The sequence below is a fragment of the Streptomyces monomycini genome, from assembly GCF_022271435.1.
Classification (GTDB): Bacteria; Actinomycetota; Actinomycetes; order Streptomycetales; family Streptomycetaceae; genus Streptomyces; species Streptomyces monomycini.
Window position 1 is genome coordinate 225,828 of the sequence record NZ_JAFIQY010000001.1, and the last position, 16,660, is coordinate 242,487.

8 protein-coding genes and 2 pseudogenes are annotated in these 16,660 nt (G+C 70.0%); 5 read left to right on the forward strand and 5 right to left on the reverse strand.

All coding sequences use genetic code 11. From position 1 onward, the window contains the following. Positions 1-12: 12 nt before the first annotated feature. Positions 13-2,706 (reverse strand): annotated as a pseudogene (locus JXZ78_RS00955) (PA14 domain-containing protein); the annotation flags it as partial. Positions 2,707-3,018: 312 nt separating this feature from the next. Continuing rightward, complete coding sequence (locus tag JXZ78_RS00960; protein WP_030019594.1) at positions 3,019-3,678, reverse strand: TetR/AcrR family transcriptional regulator; 660 nt, start codon at positions 3,676-3,678, stop codon at positions 3,019-3,021. Positions 3,679-3,935: 257 nt separating this feature from the next. Here JXZ78_RS00960 and JXZ78_RS00965 point away from each other — a divergent pair, with 257 nt between their 5' ends. The 5 genes from JXZ78_RS00965 (at position 3,936) to exaC (ending at position 9,421) form a co-directional block, all read left to right on the forward strand. Next, entirely contained in the window at positions 3,936-4,457 is a 522-nt protein-coding gene (locus JXZ78_RS00965) for a DUF6230 family protein (protein WP_275127355.1), read from the forward strand. Continuing rightward, positions 4,448-5,452: a DUF6114 domain-containing protein gene (locus tag JXZ78_RS00970; protein ID WP_030019592.1), complete on the forward strand. Its 1,005-nt coding sequence runs from the start codon at positions 4,448-4,450 to the stop codon at positions 5,450-5,452. Before JXZ78_RS00965 ends, JXZ78_RS00970 begins: the two co-directional genes overlap by 10 nt. Continuing rightward, positions 5,449-6,366: a hypothetical protein gene (locus JXZ78_RS00975; RefSeq protein ID WP_030019591.1), complete on the forward strand. Its 918-nt coding sequence runs from the start codon at positions 5,449-5,451 to the stop codon at positions 6,364-6,366. The genes JXZ78_RS00970 and JXZ78_RS00975 overlap by 4 nt, the downstream gene beginning before the upstream one ends. A 182-nt stretch (positions 6,367-6,548) precedes the next feature. Continuing rightward, positions 6,549-7,937, forward strand: a complete 1,389-nt coding sequence (locus JXZ78_RS00980) for a GAF domain-containing protein (RefSeq protein WP_208870135.1) — start codon at positions 6,549-6,551, stop codon at positions 7,935-7,937. Next, positions 7,898-9,421: an acetaldehyde dehydrogenase ExaC gene (gene exaC / locus JXZ78_RS00985; RefSeq protein ID WP_030019589.1), complete on the forward strand. Its 1,524-nt coding sequence runs from the start codon at positions 7,898-7,900 to the stop codon at positions 9,419-9,421. Before JXZ78_RS00980 ends, exaC begins: the two co-directional genes overlap by 40 nt. Before the next feature lie 157 nt (positions 9,422-9,578). Here the strand turns inward: exaC and JXZ78_RS00990 are convergent, their stop codons facing one another. From JXZ78_RS00990 to JXZ78_RS01000, 3 genes and pseudogenes are all read right to left on the reverse strand, one after another. Continuing rightward, the gene (locus JXZ78_RS00990) at positions 9,579-11,021 is read right to left on the reverse strand and encodes an MFS transporter (protein ID WP_050502362.1); all 1,443 of its coding nucleotides are present in this window, start codon (positions 11,019-11,021) and stop codon (positions 9,579-9,581) included. A 402-nt stretch (positions 11,022-11,423) separates the two neighbouring features. Further along, positions 11,424-14,510 (reverse strand): annotated as a pseudogene (locus JXZ78_RS00995) (alpha-amylase family glycosyl hydrolase); the annotation flags it as partial. 153 nt (positions 14,511-14,663) lie between these two features. Continuing rightward, positions 14,664-16,364, reverse strand: coding sequence for a carbohydrate-binding module family 20 domain-containing protein (locus JXZ78_RS01000; RefSeq protein WP_030019586.1), 1,701 nt, complete (start codon positions 16,362-16,364; stop codon positions 14,664-14,666). Between the last annotated feature and the right edge of the window lie 296 nt (positions 16,365-16,660).

Consider the following 16,660-nt stretch of genomic DNA (forward strand, 5'->3'; position numbering starts at 1 on the left):
GGACCGTCACCCTCCCGCCGCCGCTCCAGCGGCGATGACCTCGCGGTTGACGGCGCTGACGCGTGCCGGATCGACCTTGAGTTTCCGCCGGTCGTACGTCCAGAAACCGTTGAGTTCGTTCTCCAGGTCGGACACCTGCGTGTAGACCGAGCCGGACAGTTCCTCGCCTGCCTGGCGCAGGTAGAACCTCCGGGTGTTGTCGACGTATTTCCGGGTCAGCGCCTCCGGGTCGGCCACCCCGCTGTAGATCACGGTGGGGGTGCCGGGCCACATGTGGCCAGGGGTGCGCAGGGTGAAGCCGCCGTGTTCGCCGTCCATGGCGGCCCGGCGGTCGTCGGGGGCGGGCGGGTCCACGTTGTTGTAGTCGTGGTGATCGATGATGTCACCCTTGCCCGAATCGCCTTTGGAGTCACAGCAGTTGACGCCGCTGTGCGCGTTGACGACACGCGAGGGGTCGGCGGCCTTGACGGTCTCGGCGAGCCGGCCGGTGGCGACACGGTCCCACTCGCCCCAGCCCTCGTTGAAGACGACATAACCGCCGACAGCCGGTGAGTTGTGCGTCTGCCGCATCATCTCCCTGCCCTGGTCCGTGAAGGCCCGCTGCCCCCGCTCGTCGGTGATGGTGCCGGAGACGAAGTCCTGCCACACCAGCAGCCCCAGCCGGTCCGCGTGGTAGTACCAGCGGGGCGACTCGACCTTGATGTGCTTGCGCACCGCGTTGAAACCGAGCCGCTTCTGCCCCTCCAGGTCGAAGCGGAGCGCCTCGTCGCTGGGCTGGGTGTGCAGGCCGTCCGGCCAGAAGCCCTGGTCCAGCATGGCGAGGGAGAAGAAGGGCTTACCGTTCAGTACGAGCTTGGGGTGACCGCCGACCTTCTGTACGCCGATGGAGCGCATCCCGAAGTAGCTCTTGACGGAGTCCTTCGGCCCGCCGTCGCGCAGGGTGACTTCGAGGTCGTACAGGTACGGGTCGTCCGGCGACCACAGGTGCTGGTTCCGCACCTGCAGGTTCAGCTCCGCGTTGGCCGGCCCGGTGACCCTGCCGACCACCCTGCCGTCCTTGTTCCGCGCCACGGCCGTGACCTTCGCCCGTGAGGAGGCGTTGCGGGACTCCGCCGTCACCTTCAGGGTGCTGCTGCCGATGTCTGGGGTGCTGACGATCCTGTCGATGGCCTTCCTGGCGACGGGTTCCATCCAGACGGTCTGCCAGATACCGGAGGACTGGGTGTAGAAGATGCCCCCGGGGCGCGGTGTCTGCTTGCCCTTCGGCTGGTTGGCGCCGCCGGTGTCGGTGACGCCGACGATGATCTCCTGCCGGCCGCCCTTCTTGAGCGCGTCGGTGATGTCCGCACTGAACCCGGTGTAGCCGCCGGTGTGCCGGGTCACCTGCTTGCCGTTGACCCACACCCGCGCCTCGTAGTCGACGGCACCGAAGTTGAGCTTGAGGCGCCGCGCGTTGCCGACGTGCCAGCTCTTGGGGACGGTGACGAGCCTGCGGTAGAACATGTGGTCCTCGTGCCGCTCGATCCCCGAGAGTTGCGACTCGACGGGGAACGGCACCGTGATCTTTTCAGCCAGCCGCTTGCCGAACGCGGGCTGCTCGCCCTTACGGGCGCCTGCGAACTCCCACCGTCCGTTGAGGTTCTTCCACTGGGTCCGCTTCTCCTGCGGCCGGGGGTACTCGGGCAGCGGGTTGTCCGGGTCGACCCTGTCGCCCCACTCGGTGGTGAGCCGGTGGGTGGAGAGATTCCCGGCCGCGCGGATCACCACCGGCACGGGCTTCCCACCGCTGGTCAGCCCGCCCTTGCCGTCGTAACCGAACCGTACCCGCTGCCCCTTCTGGACGGGCCCGGCCAGCGTGAGGACCACCGAGCGCGGGTCGTCACCGTCCCTGACGACCGACTCCACGGGCATCTGCGTGCTGTCGACCGCCAGCATCAGGTGCTCCTTGAGCGCCTCGGTCCCACGAGCCTCTCCCTCGAACGTCGCCCGCAGCCGGCGCCCGTCAGCACCGACGGTGAGGTCCACCGGGTACGGCTCGAAGCCGTCCGGCAGGGTGAAGGCCGACTCCGGGACCGGCTGCCTCCCTACGTCCGGGCTCTGCCAGCTCAGCACCATGTTGGAACCGCCGGTGTCCTGGAACATCTCGTACCGGAAGTCGTACTGCCGGCCGGCGGTGAGTTCGAGGGGTTCGCTCTTGACCTCGACGTCCCAATCGGGCTTCCAGTGGTCGATGACCGGCTTGCCGTCGATGAAGAACCGGAAGCCGTTGTCCCCCTTGGCGAAGAAGGTGAACTTCCCGCTCCTGGGCACCTCGATCTTGCCGCTCCACCGCGCCGTGGTGTGCTCCGTGCGCCCGGTGGTGAGCCGGAAGACGGAACTCAGGTCGGGGAAGTCGACGGCCGGTTCCAGGGTCGTCCCGCCGAGTTCGGCGAAGTCGCGGGCACCGGGCTCGGACATCCGGAAGTACTCGCCCTTGAGGCCGCGCCCGTCTCCCTTCGCAGCCTTTGTCACGCGGTCGGCCCCCTCCCCCACCGCACGCGCAGGCGGTGCGAGGCTGAGGCTACTGACCGGCAGCGCTACGGCGAGGGCGAACAGGAGGGCCCGCAGGAGCAGTTGAGGGGGCGAGTGCCGGGGGCGTCTCACGCGGTGTCTTCGGTGCAGGACACCTCTGGCACGCAGGCTCAGACGACACGAAGAAGGAAACATAGTCAAACAGTTAGGCACAACGAGCACCGCAAAACAACAGTTCTGCACGAGAATTGGCCCGTCAGCGGGCAGCGTTCGGCCATTCCCGGTCACTGTTCAACGCGAAGCGGTACCGCGCCACGGGCAGCGGCCCTGCACCGCCCGCGCAGGGGGCAGCCCGCGGCGTCATTCGGGGTACGGGGCACGGCGCCCGTCGCACGGGGGGGCGCGACCCGCCGTACGACACGCCCGCGTCCGCGCCCCCTTCCCCCTCCCCTGCCCCTCCCGCTCGCCCACTCCCGCCCCCGGAGCGAGGCCGCGCCCCCGTACCCCTCAGCTGACGGGCGGCCGACTGGGCGCAGGGCAGGTGGGCTCGTACTCCTCGATCAGCCGCAGGGTGTCCCCCAGCCCCCGGACCAGCAGCGATCCGACCGTCTCCCGGTCCAGCTCCTGCCGCGCGATCCATTCGAGAGTGACGCCCTCGACGCTGGAGAGCCAGCCGACCAGCGCCGTACGGGCCAGCGCGGGGATGTCCTCGCGCCCCCAGGCCGCGTGCGCGATGGTGCCGAGCAGCCGTTCCCGTACCTCCGCCCGGATGGCGAGCACCTGCGCGTCGAAGCCGACACCGCCCGTGACGATGGCGCGGTAGGCCGCCTGGTGGTGCTGGGCGTAGCGCAGATAGCCGTCGATCGTGTGCTGCACCCGCTCCACGGGCGGCAGGTCGTGGGTGCTCGCGGCGCGCCGGACCAGTTCCGCGACGGCGTCCTCGATGATCGCGAGGTAGTAGCCGCGCTTGCTCTTGAAGTAGTAGTAGATCAGGCCCTTGGCGACACCGGCCTGGCGGGCGATGTCGTCCATGGACAGGGCGTCGTAGGAGGTGTCGGCGAACAGTCTCCTTCCGGTGGCGATCAGTTCGGCACGACGTGCCTGCGAACGCTCGGTGACGCGGGCGACCCGTGGGACACCGGGTCCGCGCTGTTGACTCTTATTCAATTCGAGCCCTAGTCTCCAACTGCCGCGGATTTTCCGCAGTATGGCAGACGTACGCCACCTGCGGGTTCGTCCTGCGGCAGCTCCACCAGGCACTTCCCTCGCGCGCTCGCACGTGTCCACGGCTGCGCCGGCAGCCGTCCCATCGCTGCCCCGGGGAGGAAGCAGTGAGCAAGAAAAGGCGGCCGTTGCCGCAGGGACGCACCTCCTGGAAGAAGACCGCGGTCACGGCGATCCCCGCGGTGCTCGCGGTCGGCGCGATGGCCTCGGTGATGGCCGAGGGCGCACTCGCCGCGTCGTTCGCCGTCTCGGGCACCAACTTCCAGGTCTCATCGGGCAAGCTGACCAGCCAGGGGCTGGCCTCGTACGTACACACCGACCGCGACGTGAGCGGCAAGGGACACTCCGTCGCGCTGCTCGGCCTCGGCAGGGCCACCCTGAGCGACATCTGCCAGGCGGCCGAGGTCAAGACGCCGCTGGGCACCGTGGTGTTCAAGCTGACCGCGGGCGGCGACGCCGGACAGGTCACCGCCGACAGCCTCGTCATCGACGCCGAGGACCTGGTGGGCGACGCCCGCTTCGGCACGGCGCAGATCGGGCGGGACGCCTCCACCCTCGACCAGGTGCCCGGCGTCCAGGGCGAGAAGGGCAAGTTCGGCCTCCAGGCCGGGGACATCGAGGTCGCCGGGGTCAGATCCCACGCGTGGTCCGCCACCGGTGGCAACTTCCGCCTCAAGGGCCTCCGGCTGGACGTGAGTCTGGACGGCAAGAAGTGCTTCTGACGACCCGGCGTCCGGCCGTCAGGCTCCCCTGGCCCGAGCGGCGGGCGGCGTTCCGCGGCTGGCGGCGGACCCGGCCGTTCTGGGCCGGGCTGCTGCTGGTCCTGGGCGGCGCGGAACTGCTGCTCGTACCGCTGTCGCCGCTGACCGTACTGATCAGCCTCGGCCTGGGCGGACTGGCCGCGATCGGCATCGGGCTGGCGCTGATCGTGGCCGGGCTGTTCCTGTGGCTGCGCCCGGCCGCGCACCACTACGTGAGCCTGCACGCGCTGATCCTGTCCGTCCTGTCGTTCGCGGCGACCAACCTGGGCGGGTTCCTGCTGGGCATGGGACTGGGCATCGCGGGCAGCGCGATGGGATTCGGGTGGACGCCGTTGCGGGAGGAGGAGGGAGAGGACGGGAAGGACGGAAAGGACGGAAAGGACGGGAAGGACGGGAAGGACAGCGAGAGCAACAGGGACGACAGGGACGACAACGGAAACCGGAACAAAACCCTCGCCATAACCCTGCCGATCGTCCTGATCGCGATCATCGGCACCCCCACCGAACCCGCGCACGCGGCGACCGGCATCCCCGCACCGTCCACCCCGCCGACGGTGACCACGACGATGTTCGCTCCGAAGGGCTTCATGCTGGCCGGCGTCACCGAGGTGCAGACGGCCGACGGGCCGGTCAAGGCGATGGTCCTCCGTATGAAGGCCGCCTCGCTCACGGACTACCGGCTCACCACCCGTGACGCCGGCGGCCCCCAACTCAGCCTCGGTGCCCGCAGTCTGGACCTCAACGGCAATGTGACGCTGTACCTCACCAAGTTCAGTGGCTGCCTGGAAGGCCTGATCTGTCTGACCTTCACGCCGGACACCCTCCCGGTGCCGCCCGTCGTACCGCCGTTCGTCTTCATGACCGACGTGGACGCCGAACAAGCCCTGGTCACCTCCGACCTGATCGTCGCGGACGGGCTGACCCTGGACGCCGGGCCGGGAGCTGGGGCGGCATGATCGGGCTGCCGGCCGCGCTGTTCTGGGCGTACGCCATCGGCTCGACGTTCGCGCTCTCCGCCGCCCGGCAGCTGCAGTTCCTCGAACGCCGCGCCGCCGACCGCACCGGCCTGCCCGCACTGCTCGCCCCGCGCCTCGTCAGCCGCGCGGCGAACCCGTACCTGTGTCTCACGCTCCTGTACGCCGCGGTGCTGCTGGTACCCACCGGTCTCTTCCTGATGTGGCAGAACCCGTCCTGGTCGACGATGCACATCGCCGACGGGCACCGCGGTGTCTGGGCGGGCTTCCCCCTCCTCTACGCGGGCGGCGTCGTGACCGCCGCCCTCCTCGGCTTCCTGATCGCGCAGGCGCTGTGCCTCGTCGGCGCGGGCTACTGGGCGTATCTGAACTGCGTCGGCGGCTCCTTCCTGCTCTTCGGCACCCTCGTACACGGCTGGGACGGCCAGGGCTACCGCCGCTTCCTGACCACGGACGGCGCCGCACTGCGCGCCTGGCCGCAGGACAGCGTCGTCAACAACGTCCTGCGCTTCCTCACCTCCGGCACCTTCCTCACCCTCCTGTTCCTCGGCACCGCCGTCATCGGCACCATGCTGCTGGTGGAGATCGGCTGGCTGGCCGAAGGGTGGCTCCTGCCGGGCGGTGCACAGGACCGGAAGGTCCCGCGCTTCCTCGCCGTAGCCATCGCGGGAGCCGGCCTGTACGGGCTGCCGCCGGCCGGCGCCGTCCTTGCGAGCACGCTGGTCCGCTTCCTCGGCTATCCGGTCGGCCTCACGGTCTTCGCCGCCGTGGCAGGAACGCTCCTGCTACCGCGTCGTTCCCCCGTCCGCGGGCTGTACGGGCTGGTGGGCCTCCCGAAGGCGCACTGGCGGGCCACATCGGACCTCCTCCCCGAGAGGCGGCCGGCCCCCACCTGACCGTACGCCCGCCCCGACCAGCGACCCCGACCATGCCCCGGCCTTTACTGCCCCGCCCCATACGAGCACCATCGGCGTACGGGACGGCGACGGGAGCCGGACCCGGAACTGGAACCGGAACCGGAGCCGGAACGGGAAGAGGAACCGGAACAGGTACGGGAACCGCAACGGAGAGGTGACGCGTGGTCAACCCTTGGCTGGCGATGGAGACAGGAACCGACCCCGCAGAGCGCACCCGCACCCTCCGGCACGCCCACGAGGCGTTCCTGGCCGGCGGGCCGGTGGCGCACCCCGTGCGCCAGGTGGTGGCCGATTCCTGGCGCCGGTCGGCGTCCGCGCGCGCGACACTCGACGGACCCGTGCCGATCGACCTCGACGAGCCCGAGCTGCGCGCCTACCGCGACGGGCACCCGCTGGCCCGCGCCATGCCCGTCTTCCGCGACCTCCTGGGCACCATCGCCCACGACGGCGCCCACGTCCTCGCCGTCTGCGACCCGCAGGGCCGGATGCTCTGGGTCGAAGGCCATCCAGGCGTCCGCCGGCATGCCGAGCGCATGAACTTCGTGCCCGGCGCGCGCTGGGACGAACGGCACGCCGGTACGAACGCGCCCGGCACCGCGCTGGCCGCCGACCACGCCGTACAGATCTTCGCGACCGAGCACTACAACAAGCGCGTACAGCAGTGGACCTGCGCGGCGGCGCCCTTACACGACCTGCGGACGGGCCGGCTGCTGGGTGCCGTCGACATCACCGGCGGCGACCACCTCGCCAGCCCGCACAGCCTGGCCCTCGTCCAGGCCACCGCCCGTGCCGCCGAGGCCCACCTGGACTCGTACGCGAAACACCCGGCGCCTACTGCACACCTGACCGTGCTCGCCCGGGACGAGGCCGTCCTCGTCACGGACGGCCGGTCGTTGCGGCTCGGCCGCCGGCACAGCGAAATCGTGCTGCTGCTGGCCCGGCATCCGGAGGGCCTGACAGGCGACCAACTGGCCACGCTGCTCTACGGTGAACGCGATGTCCGGCCGGTGACCCTGCGCGCGGAGCTGTCCCGGCTGCGCCATGTCGTGGGGCCGCTGCTCGCCTCGCGCCCGTACCGCCTGACCAGAACCGTCGAGACGGACGCGGACGCCGTGGAGACGGACCTCACCACCGGCGACCTGTCCGCCGCGCTCCGCGGCTACCGCGGTCCCCTGCTCCCCCGCTCCGAGGCCCCCGGTGTATGCCGTCTCCGTTCCCTCCTCGAAGACCGGCTACGGCGCTCCGTCCTCACCCACCGCACCCCGGAAACGCTACGCCTGTGGGCTGACACCCCCTGGGGCGAACACGACCTGGAGGTCTGGGAAGCTCTGAAGGCCACAGCCCGCCCTGGAGACACCACACCAGCCTCCACCGCGACACGCCTCCGCACGGCATACGGCCTCCCCCAGCGCCCGCAACGTCCGGGCAACGTCCGCTCCCCTAACCTGCGCACCGGCGCCCCGCCGCGGGAGCGGAGGCGCGACCGACCCGACAGCGATGGGGAGCTCTCATGGCCCGTTACGCGAACCCCGGTGCCGCCGACGCCGTGATGTCCTACCGGAGCCGGTACGACCACTGGATGGGCGGTGAGTACGTGCCGCCCGTGCGGGGCCAGTACTTCGAGAACCCGACCCCGGTCACCGGGCAGCCGTTCACCGAGATCGCCCGCGGCACGGCCGAGGACGTGGACCGTGCCCTCGACGCCGCGCACGCCGCCGCGCCCGCCTGGGGCCGTACCTCTCCGGCCGAACGCGCCCAGGTCCTCAACAAGATCGCCGACCGTATGGAGGACAACCTCCAGTCCCTCGCGGTCGCCGAATCCTGGGAGAACGGCAAGCCCGTCCGCGAGGCGCTGGCCGCCGACCTCCCCCTCGCCATCGACCACTTCCGCTACTTCGCCGGTGCCGTCCGCGCCCAGGAGGGCACCCTCTCCCAGCTCGACGACGACACCGTCGCGTACCACTTCCACGAGCCGCTCGGCGTCGTCGCCCAGATCATCCCCTGGAACTTCCCGATCCTCATGGCCGCCTGGAAGCTGGCTCCTGCCCTCGCCGCCGGCAACGCCGCCGTCCTCAAGCCCGCCGAACAGACCCCCGCCTCCGTCCACTACTGGATGAGCCTGGTCGCCGACCTGCTGCCGCCCGGCGTCGTCAACATCGTCAACGGCTTCGGCGTGGAGGCCGGCAAGCCCCTGGCCGCCAGCCCGCGCGTCGCGAAGATCTCCTTCACCGGCGAGACCACGACCGGCCGCCTGATCATGCAGTACGCCTCGGAGAACCTGAAGCCGGTCACCCTCGAACTGGGCGGCAAGAGCCCCAACCTCTTCTTCGACGACGTCTCCGCCACCGACGACGACTTCCTCGACAAGGCCCTCGAAGGCTTCACCATGTTCGCCCTCAACCAGGGCGAAGTCTGCACGTGCCCCTCCCGCGCCCTCCTCCAGCAGGGCCACTACCAGGACTTCCTGTCCGCCGGCGTCGCCCGCACCGAACAGATCGTCCAGGGCCACCCCCTGGACACCGACACGATGCTCGGCGCCCAGGCCTCCAACGACCAGCTCGAAAAGATCCTCTCCTACCTCGACATCGGCCAGAAGGAAGGCGCCCGCGTCCTCACCGGCGGCACCCGCGCCGAACTCGGCGGCGAACTGGAAGGCGGCTACTACGTCCGCCCCACCATCCTCGAAGGCACCAACGACATGCGCGTCTTCCAGGAGGAAATCTTCGGCCCGGTCGTGGCCGTCACCTCCTTCACCGACTTCGACCACGCCATGACCCTCGCCAACGACACCCTCTACGGCCTCGGCGCCGGCGTCTGGACCCGCGACACCAACACCGCCTACCGCGCCGGCCGCACCATCCAGGCCGGCCGCGTCTGGACCAACTGCTACCACGCCTACCCGGCCCACGCCGCTTTTGGAGGGATGAAGCAGTCCGGTATAGGTCGCGAGACCCACAAGATGATGCTGGGCCACTACCAGTCGACGAAGAACCTGCTGGTCAGCTACTCCCCGAAGAAGCTCGGGCTCTTCTGAGCGCCTTCACTCCCGGCAGCACACAGCCGCATCGCATCGCCCGCCCTTGTGGCAAGGCCGAGCGCGGGGAGCACGGAGTGAGTCGGCTGGGACGGAGGCACGAGGCGCGGCGTTCGGGATGCTGACGCAGCTTCGGGAGTGAGCGCAGGGTGCTTGATCAGGGTCGTGTGGTCCGGCTCGCCGAGCGCCGCCTGACTCCCGACCTGCCCCGCACCGTGCCCTCTCGCAGCCTGATCCACACAGCGAGGACCGCGCACGCCGCCAGACAACCCGATGCGGTGATCAGCAGTGCCGTGTCGGCGGCCGTTTCCGCTCCCACGCCGCGGTCTTGGTCGGTGACGGCCCCGGCCAGTCCGACGCCGAGGCCGGCGGCCACGGTGATGACCGTCTTGGTGACTCCCGACGCCTCCCCGGCCCGCTCCGGCCGGATCGCCGCCTGGGTGGCGATGAGTGTCAGTGAGTTGGCCACTCCCAGGACCGCGCCGCCCACGGTGGCCACGGCCACGTACAAGAGGAGGGAGGAGGTCCCGGCGAGGCACGCCAGAACCAGTGCTCCCCCGCCCAGGCAGCCCGCCATCAGCCGTACCGCGGCCCGTGGCGGCACCCGCCCGGCGAACGGCCCGGCGAGCGCCATGGCCAGCGCGGGACCGAGGAACGCGGTACCCGCGAGGCCGACCGAGAGGTCCCACTGACCCTGGAGCGTCAGGGGTACGACGAACAGGAACATCACGGTGGTGGTGTTGGCCGCGGCGCCGGCCAGGGTGAGCGCCATGTACGGCCCGTTGCGGAACAGGCTGAGCTCCACCAGCGGATGGGCCGCGGCCCGCTCACGGCGTACGAACAGGATCAGCAAAGCTACCGCGACGGCCACGCCCACCAGCGCGGCGGGCCACGGCCAGCGCGGTCCGCGGTCGATGACGACGCAGAGCGCGGCGAGCGCGGCCGTGGCACCGGCCAGGCCGCTCCAGTCGACGCTGCGGGGCGCACTGGTGTCGTGGCTTTCGGCGGTCCGTGAGGCGCAGACCGCGCCGAGTGCGGCGAGCGGAACGTTGAGCCAGAACACGGCACGCCAGGACACCGACTCGGTCAGGGCGCCGCCGATGAACGGGCCGCAGGCGGTGGCGATCCCGCCGATGCCGAGGGCCCAGCCGGTGGCACGGCCCCGCAGTCCGGCCGGATAGACGTTGGTCAGCAGGGACAGCCCCACCGGCATGATCATCGCGGCCCCGGAGCCTTGGGCCACCCGGGCGCCCACGAGGACGGGCAGGGTCGGGGCGAGCGCGCAGACCAGCGAGGACGCGCCGAACACGGCGAGCCCCGCGACCAGGAGCCGCCGTCGGCCGAACAGGTCGCCCAGCCGTCCCGCCCCCAGCATCAGCGTGCCGGTGGACAGCAGGTACGCGCTGACCACCCACTGGAGGCCGTCTCCGCCCGCGTGCAGGTCGCGGCCGATCTGCGGCAGGGCGAGGTTCAGGCCGAACGAGTCGAGCTGGATGCAGAACACACCCACGGACATGGCGAGGAGTGCCCATCGCCGGGTGGCGAAGGACGGCGGCGCCGCGCCGCCGGCACCGTCCCTCAAGGTCGCGCCCTTGCTCATGCTTGCCCACTTCTTCCCATGGTCGGCCCCTTAGGGGTGGTTCTTGTTGCCGCCGCACGACTGTGCGGCGGCACGAGACGCTGGTGGTGAGGGGGAGTTCGCAGCCGAAGAGCGTTCCTGGACACGGAGCGCCGCTGCGGAAGAGGAGGAGGGGTGAAGAAGTGGGGCCGGGATGGAGGGGCAACCCACGGGAAATCCGATGTGCCACGTCGGCGGGACCACTGCGTGGATGACGCACGCAGGTCCGTGCCTCGACAGGCGGTCGGGACGAGATCACCGTAACTGGTCCCCGGGCACTTGCCAACCCGTCCCTGTGCGGACCCGCGGAGCGGAAGAAGTCGGCTGTTTCACGAAATGCATGCTGACCCACCTGCATATGGCGTTCCAGCCTCGGCGGTGTGCCTGAACGGTGGTCGCGCCGAGCAGGGCTCCGTCCTGTCCCCGCTGTGTGGCGATCACCTGGCGGCTCGCCCGGGCCTCGGTGATCCGGGCGCGGTCCCGTGGGTCGATCGTGAATGCCTGGTGATCGGCGTACCGCGGGTGGGCTGTCTGTTGTGCGCCGGTCAGCCTCGTGGGGATCAGGCGCAGCCACTGGCCCTCGTCCGACAAGGCCCCGTGCCGGAGCGTGATACCGCCCTTCGGCGCGTACACCAGCTGCTGACTGGCGACTCCTGCGCCGCTCCCCCGCCATACGACGGTGGTGTCGTCCAGCCAGGTCGCCGCCGACGTGGCGAGGTCCAGGGCGAACGCTCCGCCCAGGGTCGGAGTGAGGAAGGCGGGCTCCCCGGCCACGCGCCAGACCTCGTGCCCGTAGAGGGAGAAGTCGAGCGTCTCGTCGACCGGGACGTCCTTTTCCTCCTTCTTGTGCAGGATGTAGCTGAGCGATTCCGCGTGGCCGGTCAGTGGGACCTCGAAGACCAGGCCGAAGGAGTCCCGGCCGGTCGGCCGCACCGGGTCGTTCCACTCGGGCGGGTTCGCCGCTCCGGTCCATGGATGCAGACCCCAGCCTTCGTAGTCGCCGTCGGCCCGGTGGTAGTGGACGACTGCCTTCGTCGGGTCCTGTTCCGGGTACGTGCCCGGGGGCCGGGTGGTCGTCACGGCGCCGCTTCCCTGCTCCGTCCACACTTCCGGTGCGGCGGAGAGGTGGAGGGTGCGTGGTGGGCCGTCGGGTACGCCGTTCTTCTCCACGGTGAAGGACATTGCGTCGGCCCCCTCGTCCGGGGTGAACCAGGCGAAGGCTCCGTACGCGTCCCGGCCGGTGAAGTCGGCGGTCCGGCCGTCGGCGGCCCGCAGCCGCAGGCCCGTGTGGTCACCGTCCGTGCGCCGGTGGTGGACGACGGCCCAGTGGCGGGCTGCCGTCGGCTTCTCCGCCACCGGCGGCGGACCCGTGGTCGTCACGGCGCGGTCGCTCGCGGTTCGGCCGACGCTGTCGACGACAACTGCCTTGTAACGGATGGGCGTTCCGGACGGGAAACCCGCGGTGAGGTTCTGGGTGACCCGGTAGGGGGCGTGGTCGGCGGTACCGAGCGTCTTCCAGGGACCGTTGCCGATCTGGGCCGCGAAGACGACCCGGTGCTGTCCACCGCCCCGAATGTCGGCGGAGACCTCCGCCGTGCCGCTGACGCCCGCGGGCGGTGCGTCGAGCTTGAGGGAGGGCTGGGCCGTCGGTGGGGCCGGTGGCCGTGTCGCCTGGTACACGATGGCCGACAGGGCCGGCACGGTCACGGAGATCTTCCCGTCCCGGTCGCTGCGTACCCTGCCCTTGGTGCCGTAGAGCGCCTGGTAGGGCAGGTGCGCCGAGCCGGTCGGCAGGGTGACGGTCCGGGGTGCGGTCGCGTTGTTGACGGCGACCAGGTAGTCGCGTCCCCGGCGTACGTCCGTACGGGAGAAGGCGTACACGGAGTCCTGGGCCAGGCGCTCGGTCTGGACGCCGTCGCGCAGGGCGGGGTGCTGCCGGGTCAGCCGGGAGAGGGCGGCGACGGTCCGGTAGAGGGGGTGGGTGGTGTCGTACGCGTCCGAGGCCGCGGTGCGGTCGGTGCCGATCTGGTCGTCGTCCAGGTAGCCGGGGACTTTCGAGGCGAACATCGTCTGGCGAGCGTCCACGTCACCGCCGGAGCCCGTGAATCCCTGCTCGTCGCCGGAGTAGACGACCGGGTTGCCCCGCGAGAAGAACATCAGCTCGTGGGCCAGGCGGTCCCGTCGCAGCAGTTCGGCGTCGTCGGCGCCGGGGTTGTCCTGGGCGACGAAGCCGCCGATGCGCCCCATGTCGTGGCTGCCGAGGAAGGTGACCTGACTGTAGGCGTTGGTCTTGTCCGTGCTGTACCGGTGGTCCTGCGCGAAAACACGGGCGAGGTCGGCGGCGGGGCCGCCCCGGGAGGCGAAGTTGCGGGCGGCTGCCTGGAACGGGAAGTCCAGCGTCGCGTCGAGCCGGCCCTGGGTCACGTAGCGGGCGGTGATGGAGGCGTCGGCCAAGAACGCTTCGGCGAAGAGGAAGAAGTCCGGGCGGCCGTGCCGCGCGGCATACCGGTCGAGTGCGGTGGCCCACTGCGTCCAGAAGGCCATGTCGACGTTCTTGGCCGTGTCGACCCGGAAGCCGTCCACGTCGAAATCGTGGATCCACTTCTGGTAGATCCGCTCCATGCCGCGTACGACCTCGGGCCGTTCGGTCCACAGGTCGTCCATGCCCTTGAAGTCGCCGTACAGGGCGCTCTCTCCGGCGAAGGTGGAGTTGCCGCGGTTGTGGTACATGACCGGGTCGTTGAGCCATGCGGGTGTCTTGCGGTCCCGCGGATCGGTGGAGAGCCGCGGAGTGTAGGGCGAGCCGGACCGGTCCGTCCTGTGCAAGACGGTGCTGTCGTCGAAGGGGCGGCCGTCGGTGTCGAGATAGGGGTAGGCGCCTTTACTGCGGTATCCGTACCGTTTTTCGGCGTAGTCGACGGTGTCCGCGGTGTGGTTGGTGATGACGTCGAAGAAGACCTTCATGCCCTTGGCGTGGGCCTTGTCGATGAGTTCCGACAGGTCGGCCTCAGTGCCGAAGTGGGGGTCGACGCAGGTGAAGTCGGTGATGGCGTAGCCGTGGTAGTTGCCGCTCGCCTCGCCGTCGCGGATCGTCACGGGCTTGTTCTTGAACACGGGGGCGAGCCAGATGGCGGTCGTGCCGAGACCCTTGATGTAGTCGAGGTGGCCGATGGCGCCCCGGAGGTCGCCGCCCTGGAAGAAGTTCTTGTCGGTGGGGTCGTATCCGGTGGTCGTACGGCCGCCGGTCAGTCCTCCTCGGTTGTTGGCCGGGGCCCCGTCGGCGAACCGGTCGGGCAGGAGCAGGTAGAACTGTTCCCTGCTGACGGCCGGACGGTCCGGTTCCCGGGCGAGCCGGGCGTCCGACGGCGGTGGGGGCGGCCCGCCGGCCGCCGCTCGGGCTGCCGAAGGCGGCAGGGCCGCGGCGAACAGCGCGAGAGCCAGGACGGTTGCGTGCGGTCTTCGTCCGGTCATGTGACGCCTCTTCCCGGTGTCTGGTGACGGATACGGACGGGCCGCCGTGACACGAGGCGCGGACCGCCCGGCACCGGGGAAGTGGGCCGGGCGGTCCTTCTCGGCGACCGCCGTCTGTCGTCAGCGGTCAGCGTGCGTCGTGCGGGGTGGCTGTCAGTGGCGCCAGGTGTCGTTCAGCTTGATCCCGGTGCCGGAGGGGACGGTGGTCCTGCGGTTGGCTCCGCCCTCCCAGGTGACATGGCCCGCCGCGTCCTTGCGGAGGTACTTGTACGCGATCGATGTCCCCGCGGGCAGTTTCACGTCGAGCTTCCAGGTGGGGTAGCTCGCAGGGTCCAGCTTGAGTGCCTTGGAGGTGTTCCAGTCGCCCAGTGCGGCGTTGTCGCCGACGACGTAGATGTTCTGCCCCCACTGGGTGCTGGCCTTGACGTTGAAGGAGGCACCGGCAGCCGGCGGAGGGTCGGTCGGGGTGGAGCTGTCGCACTTCTTGGCCCCCACGTGCAGGGCGAGGGCCGAGTCGGCGCCCAGGGTCGCGGTGAACCGCCCGGAGGAGTCGACCGTGACGCCCTTGCCGGTCTGCACGTCGCAGTAGCCGCCGGCGGGCAGGGAGGTCTGGAAGGTGCGGGTGAGCGGGGTGTTCTCGTGGTTGACGGCGACGTAGGCCTTGTCGCCGCGCCCGAAGGCGATCTGGTTGTCGCCGTTGTCCCACCAGTGGGTCACCGGCGCGCCGGCGGCCGTGTTGCGGAACTTGACCATGCTCGCGATCTCACGCCAAGCGTGCTGACACTTCCAGCCGTCCTGGTAACACGCGTCGGCCTTGCCGTTGTCGGGGCCGCCGGCGTTGTGGTCGGTGAACTCGTAACCGGAGTGCACGTCGGGGGAACCGTACGGCCAGGCCAGCATGAAGACGTGGGCGAGGGTGTAGTCGGCGCCGTCCTTGTAGCTGAGGGAGCCGCCGTTGCGTTCGGTGTCGTGGTTGGTGACGAACACGGACGCCTTGTCGCTGCGGAGGTAGTTCCAGCCCTCGCCGAAGTTCTTCAGCGACGCGAGCTTCTCGTTGGTGAAGACCCGTTTGAGGTCGTGGGCGTAGGTGAACTCCTGGACGTCTCCGGTGTTGTAGTACTCGGGTGGCTGGACGTCCTCGCCCGGGGCCCCGATGGTCTCCTGCTTCCAGTAGACACCGGGGTCGGTGAGCCTGGACTTGATGTTGACGAGGTCGTTCTGCGGTATGTGCTTGGCGGCGTCGATGCGGAAGCCGTCGATGCCCAGGGAGAGCAGGTCGTTCAGATAGCCCGCGATCGTCTTGCGGACGTGTTCCTCGCCGGTGTCCAGGTCGGGCAGGTCGCCCATCTCGCAGTTCTGGGATTCCCAGCGGTCCCGGTAGTTGCCGATCTTCTTCCGGCAGGTGTCCAGGTCGGCGCCGGAGTAGGTGCCGGGGTAGTCGTACTTGCTGAAGGGCGAGCCCGCGGAACCGGTGCCGGAGGCGTTCGCCATGTGGTTGATCACCGTGTCGGCGACGACCTTGACGCCTGCCGCGTGACAGGTGTCGATCATGCTCTTGAGGCCCGAGCGGTCGCCCAGCTTGGTGCCGATCTTGTAGCTGACGGGCTGGTAGGCCGTGTACCAGGGGCTTCCCGCGAGGTGCTCGTTGGGCGGGGAGATCTGGACGTACCCGTATCCGTCGGGTCCCAGCTCCTCCGTGCACGCTTTCGCCACGGAGGAGAAGCTCCTTTCGAACATCACCGCCGTGACGTCCTTGCCGCCGGGCGCACCGGCTTGCGCCGGCGTCGGTGCCGTGACGGCCGCAGCGGCTCCCGCCACTAGGGCGAGGGCAGCGGCCACGGTCTTTCTGGCCATGGTGGGCTCCAGTCTGAGGGGGTGGGGGGAGCCTCGATGGGCAACGCGCCATGCCGGACAAGGCGGTACTGGTTTTTGCAGCAAGTTTTTGCGGTCGAGACCGTACGGCGCCGTTCACCTTCGGTCAACCCTTCGCGTCAGGCGCGCAGTTCACCGAGGTGGGAGGCGAACTCGGAGCCCGCAAACTCTTTCGCAAGTGTTTCAGCGGTGTTACCTTCAACGCACTCCGGCCCGCGGTCGTGGGGATGGCAGCAGGTGTGTCCCCAACGCGCCCGGCCGACCGGGCCGGAGTGTCC